A 6535-nucleotide genomic window follows, 5' to 3' on the forward strand; every position below is an offset into this window, starting at 1 on the left:
GGCCCCCGCCGCCATCGAGCGTCCGGCGCCCGCGCCCCCGCCGGCGCGTCGCAGCACGGGCTCCCAGTCGTCCCGCGCGGTGGCGCGCAGCTCGTCGCCCCGGGCCGGCACCAGCGCAGGGGGCCTGTCCGCCGCGGACCGCGCCCGCATCCGCCGCGAGACGCCGGGCCTGATGGCCAACCTGCGCCTGTTCTGGGCGGAGGCGAACTCCAAGGTCCGCGCGGGCGTCATGGCCGGCGGTGGCGTGGTGGTGCTGGGCCTCTTCGGCCTGCTGTACTGGCTGGTGCTGGGCGGTGGCGAGAAGGTGCAGAAGGGCGAGGAGCCCGTGCGCCTGACGAACCAGCCCATCAACGACTCGTTCGGCCTGGGCGACGACGTCACCTGGAACCGGCCGGACATGAAGGTGTTCGAGTGGGAGTTCATCGCCGCCACGCGCGCGGTGGTCATCCTCCACTACCAGGCGCAGGGCATCTCCAAGGACGAGATCGTGGTGAGCGTCAACGGCGTGGACGTGGGCAAGGTGCCCCCGGACACGCTGGCCAGCCAGGAGCGCTCGCTGGAGCTGATGATCCCGCCCCAGCAGCTGCGCAAGGGTGAGCCCAACCGCATCATCTTCGACAACACCCGCAACCCGCCCGGCGAGGACCCCTGGCGCATCTGGAACGTCTGGGTGGAGCGCGCGCTGCTGCCGGAGGACCTCTCCACGCAGCAACTGCTCCAGCAGGCCGGGGAGTCCTTCAAGAAGGGCCGCAAGAACTTCGAGACGCCGGACATCGGCGCGCGCAACCGCTACGAGGCGTGGAAGTCCTTCCGCGAGGCGTGGCTGATGCTGGAGGCCCACCCGGACCCGAAGCCGGACCTCTACTTCGAGGCCCAGGAGCGCATGCGCACCGCCCAGCAGGAGCTGGACAGGACGTGCTCCAAGCTGCTGCTGGAGGTGGAGGGCTACTACAACCAGGGCCACTACAAGAAGGCCGCGCTCACGCTGGACCACATGCGCGACTACTTCCCGGAGTACGACCAGCCGTGTGCCACGCGCGCGGAGAACAAGCGCGCCGAGTACGGCCTGTAGCACCCAGGCATCCCCGTCCGGTAGCCGACGATGCAACCCCGCCTGAGAGGCGGGCAGGGCCCCTCCTGGTTGCCGGTCACATCTTCCGTTCCCACCCTCAATGAGTGATGCGCGAGCGGCGGGGGGAGGAGATCGGGGTGGTGGAGCAGCAGATCCCAGCGGGGCTTCGGCCGGTGCGTTCACCGGAGCCGGCTCGGAGCCCGGGGCCGGTGCCGGAGCATGGCCCGGTGTGGAGCCCCGGGGTGTCCCGGATGCTGCTCGCCCGGTACTACCTGCCCCGCCGCCACACCACGCTGCAGGGCAACGCGTGCCGCCTGTTGCGCGACGGCGTGGAGGCCTATCCGGAGATGCTGGAGGCCATCCGCCGGGCGCGCCGGTCCATCCGCCTGGAGACGTACATGTTCGTCACCGACACGGTGGGCGAACTCTTCGGCCAGGCGCTGGCGGAGGCCGCCGAGCGCGGCGTGCACGTGAAGGTCCTCTACGACGCGGTGGGCTCGTGGACCAGCCGCCGGAGCTTCTTCGAGGGGCTGCGCCAGCGCGGCGTGGACGTGCGCGCCTTCAAGCCCTTCAGCCTGGCGCGCGGGCTGCGCTACCTCATGCGCCGCGACCACCGGAAGATTTTGGTGGTGGACGGCACGGTGGCCTTCACGGGCGGGGTGAACATCGCCGCGCACTGGGCGCCTGAAGGGCAGGGCGTCGCGTGGCGCGACGACGTGCTCCGGATTGAAGGCCCCGCGGTGCACGAACTGGAGCGCCGCTTCCTCGCGACGTGGCGGATGATGTTCCAGGACCGGCTGAGCCGGCTGCAGCGGCGCATCCGCGGCACGCACGTGCCCGTCCCCGGGCCCCGGAAGGGCGACGTGGGGCTGGCGGTGCTGTCCAGCCGCCGCAGCATCCACCGCGCCTACCTGCACGCCATCCAGCGCTCGCGCAGGAGCGTGCTCATCGCCGCGGGCTACTTCGTGCCGGACCGCCGCATGGTGTCCGCGCTCAAGGACGCGGCGAAGCGGGGCGTGGAGGTGAGCCTGCTGCTCAACGGCGGCAAGAGCGACCACCCCTTCCTGGAGCACGCCACGCGCGCCTTCTACGAGACGCTGCTGGGCGCCGGCATCCGCATCTTCGAGTGGCAGCGCGGCGTGCTGCACGCCAAGACGGCCGTGGTGGACGGGGTGTGGGGCACCATCGGTTCGTTCAACCTGGAGCGGCTGAGCCTCGCCTTCAACCACGAGGTGAACGCCGTGTTCGCGGACCCCCGGCTGGGGCGCGACCTGGAGGACTCGTTCCGCACGGACTGCGGCGACTGTCGCGAGGTGGACCTCGTCGCGTTCCGACGCCGGCCCCTCTGGCAGAAGGCCGTGGAGCGGGTGCTGTACTTCTTCCGCAAGGTCCTCTGAAGCGGGGCCGTCATCCCCGGGTTCCAGGCAACCGTCCACCGCCTTCAACGCGGTGCAGGAACCCTTTGCATGCCGGGTGCGACGCGCCTAGAAGTTGCCCCATTCCGGCACGGAAGGACGGCAACGCACATGACGGACAGTTTCGGCACCAAGGGCAAGCTCAAGGTGGGCTCGGCCACCTACGACCTTTTCAGCCTGGCCACCCTGGCGAAGGCCCACCCGGCGGTGAACCGCCTCCCGTTCTCCCTCAAGGTGCTGCTGGAGAACCTGCTGCGCAACGAGGACGGCCGCGTCGTCAAGCGTGAGCACATCGAGAAGATGCTCGCGTGGGACCCCAAGGCCGCGCCGGAGACCGAGATCTCCTTCCACCCCGCGCGCGTGCTGCTCCAGGACTTCACCGGCGTGCCCGCCGTCGTGGACATGGCCGCCATGCGCGAGGCGCTCGCCACCATGGGCGGGGACCCCGCGAAGATCAACCCGCGCAACCCCGCGGACCTCGTCATCGACCACTCGGTGCAGATCGACTCGTTCGCCACCACCGCGGCCTTCAAGGAGAACGCGGAGCTGGAGTTCGACCGCAACCGCGAGCGCTACGCCTTCCTGCGCTGGGGCCAGAGCGCGTTCAAGGGCTTTGGCGTGGTGCCGCCGGACATCGGCATCTGCCACCAGGTGAACCTGGAGTTCCTGGCGCAGGTGACGTTCCGCCAGGGCACCACGGTGTACCCGGACACGCTCGTGGGCACCGACAGCCACACGACGATGATCAACGGCCTGGGCGTGGTGGGCTGGGGCGTGGGCGGCATCGAGGCGGAGGCGGCGCTGCTGGGCCAGCCCATCACGATGCTGATTCCGCAGGTCGTGGGCTTCAAGCTCACCGGCAAGCTGCCCCCGGGCGCGACGGCGACGGACCTGGTGCTCACCGTCACGCAGATGCTCCGCAAGAAGGGCGTCGTCGGCAAGTTCGTGGAGTTCTACGGCAACGGCCTGAAGAACCTGTCGCTGCCGGACCGCGCCACCATCGCGAACATGGCCCCGGAGTACGGCGCCACCATCGGCTTCTTCCCCGTGGACGAGGAGAGCTGCAACTACCTGCGCTTCACCGGCCGCCCGGATGACGTCGTGGCGCTCACGGAGGCGTACGCGAAGGAGCAGGGCCTGTGGCGCACGGACGGCGCTCCGGATCCGCTCTTCACCGACTCGCTGGAGCTGGACCTGGCCAGCGTGGTGCCCAGCCTCGCGGGCCCCAAGCGTCCGCAGGACCGCGTGCCCCTGAAGGACATGAAGGCGGGCTACGAGGCGTCGCTCGTGGAGATGCTGTCCGCCGGCAAGAGCAAGGGCGAGGACGACGAGGGCCCCAAGGGCGGCGCGAAGGCCCCCGCGGCCCCGGTGCCTCCGGAGCGGCTGGCCCAGAGCGTCACCGTGAAGGCCGGCAGGCAGAGCTACCAGGTGGGTCACGGCGCGGTCGTCATCGCGTCCATCACCTCCTGCACCAACACGTCCAACCCGGCCGTGCTGGTGGCCGCGGGCATCCTGGCGAAGAACGCCGTGGAGAAGGGCCTCAAGCCGCAGCCGTGGGTGAAGACGAGCCTCGCCCCCGGCAGCCGCGTCGTCACCGAGTACCTGCGTGACGCGGGCCTCCTGCCCTACCTGGAGGCCGTGGGCTTCCACGTCGTGGGCTACGGCTGCACCACGTGCATCGGCAACTCGGGTCCGCTGCCGGAGGCGGTGTCCAACGCCGTGGTGGAGGGCGACCTGGTGGTGGCCGCGGTGCTGTCGGGCAACCGCAACTTCGAGGGCCGCATCAACCCGCACGTGCGCATGAACTACCTGGCGAGCCCCCCGCTCGTGGTGGCGTACGCGCTGGCCGGTGAAGTGGGCCGCGACCTGAACAACGAGCCGCTGGGCACGGACCCCAACGGCAAGCCGGTGTTCCTCAAGGACATCTGGCCGTCGGACCAGGAGATCCGGGAGACCATCCGCACGGCGGTGAAGCCGGAGCAGTTCCGCAGCCAGTACGCCAACGCGATGGAAGGCGACACGCTGTGGCAGCAGCTCCAGGTGAGCAAGGGCTCCACGTTCCAGTGGGACCCCAAGTCCACCTACGTGCGCAAGCCGCCCTTCTTCGAGAACCTCCCGAAGGAGCCCAAGGCCACGCAGGACATCAAGGGCGCGCGCGTGCTGGCGCTCCTGGGTGACTCCGTGACGACGGACCACATCTCGCCCGCGGGCAACATCGCGAAGACGAGCCCGGCCGCCAAGTACCTGATGGCCGAGGGCGTGGAGCCCAAGGACTTCAACTCCTACGGCGCCCGGCGCGGCAACCACGAGGTGATGGTGCGCGGCACCTTCGCCAACATCCGCCTGAAGAACCTGCTGGTGCCCGGCGTGGAGGGCGGCGTCACGGTGCACATCCCCACCCGTGAGCGGATGAGCATCTACGACGCGTCCATGAAGTACCAGGCGGAGGGCATCCCGCTGGTGGTGCTGGCGGGCGCCGAGTACGGCACCGGCTCCAGCCGCGACTGGGCGGCCAAGGGCACGCAGCTGTTGGGCGTGAAGGCCGTCATCGCCAAGAGCTTCGAGCGCATCCACCGCTCCAACCTCGTGGGCATGGGCGTGCTGCCCCTGCAGTTCGAGGCGGGCCAGGACGCGCAGTCGCTGGGGCTCACCGGCCAGGAGACGTTCGAAATCACGGGCGTCGCGGACGGCCTGGCGCCGCAGAAGAAGCTCACCGTGAAGGCCACCGGCGGCGAGAAGGGCCCCATCGAGTTCACGGCGGTGTGCCGCATCGACACGCCCAACGAGCTCGACTACTACCGCAACGGCGGCATCCTCCAGTACGTGCTGCGCCAGCTCGCCAAGGCGTAAGGCGCTTCCGGAGTCCGTCGTTCCCGGCCCGGCCGCCCTCGCTCCACGGAGGGTCGCCGGGCCGTTGTCTTTTCGCGGCCCGCCGGGGACTACTCGGCGCGCAGGCGCGTCCACGCGGCCACGTAGCGCGACAGCCTCTCCGCGTCCTTCGGCGTGACGGCGGACAGCCGCCGCACGTCCATGTTGTCCTCCAGGTCCGCCAGCTTCACGCGGCGGGCCACGGGGTGGGGCCGGAGCCTCTCGATGAAGGCCTCGTAGGACTCCCCCTCGCGCTTCGTCAGGCAGTCCAGCGCGGAGAGGACGTCCTCCGCGTAGCCCAGCCCGCGCAGTCGCTCCAACGTGTACGGCGTGTCCTCCACCACGTCGTGGAGGATGGCCACGGTGCGCTCGGTGTCGTTACCCAGGCGCAGCATCACGCGCAGCGGGTGGAGGATGTAGGGCTGGCCAGCCTTGTCGCGCTGGCCCTGGTGCGCGGCCACCGCGAGGGCGATGGCGTCTTCGAGCGTGGGCATGGCGGACAGCTTGTCACGCCCGTGCCCCGGCCGGCTCGGCGCGAAGGCTCAGCGGTTCAGGTTGCCGGAGCCCGTGCCGCCCGCCGACTGCGCGGTGTAGGCCTGACCGCCGCCGTTGTACTGGAGGATGCCCTCCACGGCGAGGGCGGACGGGTCCAGCTTGTTGGTGTCACCCCGGCGCGGAATCAGCGTCTCGCTGATGCACATGGCGCCCACCACCACCTGCTGATCATTGTCCCGCGCCCAGTCGGAGGCGAGCGGCTTGAACTCGTCCTCGTTGTCGCGGATGTACAGGTACACGTCGTCCTTGGCGTCCCCGTCCAGGTCCGCGAACAGCGCCGGGTTGACGAGCTTGATGGCATTGCGCCCGGTGGGCCCGGTGAGCTCGCGCGGCCTGGCGGGCGCGGTGTTGGTGGGCGAGGCGACGGGGTCGTAGGTGGACGGCTTGCTGAGGAAGGTGTCCCACTGCGCGTAGTTGCGGCCGAAGTAGCCGCGCGCCAGTTGCAGGCCGCTCTCCGCGCAGCTCTGCCGCTGGCCCACGCGGCTGGAGGACACGGCGCGGGTGCGCTCGCTGCTGGCGTAGGCCATGACGCCCGCCACGAGTCCCAGCAGCACGGTGACGAGCAGCACCACGAGCAGCAGCGTGGCGCCACGGGTGGAGCGGGAGGAGGGGCGCGGGGACATGG

General features: G+C 70.4%; 5 protein-coding genes. 3 read left to right on the top strand and 2 right to left on the bottom strand.

What is annotated here, in order from left to right:
* The 3 genes from D7V93_RS35005 to acnA form a co-directional block, all read left to right on the top strand.
* Positions 1 to 1072, top strand: a 1072-nt coding sequence (locus tag D7V93_RS35005; protein ID WP_120647505.1) for a hypothetical protein, incomplete at its 5' end; no start/stop codon positions are given.
* 107 nt (positions 1073 to 1179) lie between these two features.
* Complete coding sequence (locus tag D7V93_RS35010) at positions 1180 to 2469, top strand: phospholipase D-like domain-containing protein (protein ID WP_120647506.1); 1290 nt, start codon at positions 1180 to 1182, stop codon at positions 2467 to 2469.
* Between the two features lie 129 nt (positions 2470 to 2598).
* Positions 2599 to 5337, top strand: a complete 2739-nt coding sequence (gene acnA / locus D7V93_RS35015) for an aconitate hydratase AcnA (RefSeq protein ID WP_120647507.1) — start codon at positions 2599 to 2601, stop codon at positions 5335 to 5337.
* Between the two features lie 89 nt (positions 5338 to 5426).
* Here acnA and D7V93_RS35020 read toward each other — a convergent pair whose 3' ends face one another.
* A complete protein-coding gene (locus D7V93_RS35020) occupies positions 5427 to 5849 on the bottom strand; it encodes an HD domain-containing protein (RefSeq protein WP_120610164.1) in 423 nt (140 codons plus the stop codon).
* Positions 5850 to 5897: 48 nt separating this feature from the next.
* The coding region (locus tag D7V93_RS35025; RefSeq protein WP_120647508.1) for a hypothetical protein at positions 5898 to 6535 on the bottom strand (638 nt) is incomplete at its 5' end.

The organism is Corallococcus llansteffanensis (genome assembly GCF_003612055.1).
GTDB classification, from domain to species: domain Bacteria; phylum Myxococcota; class Myxococcia; order Myxococcales; family Myxococcaceae; genus Corallococcus; species Corallococcus llansteffanensis.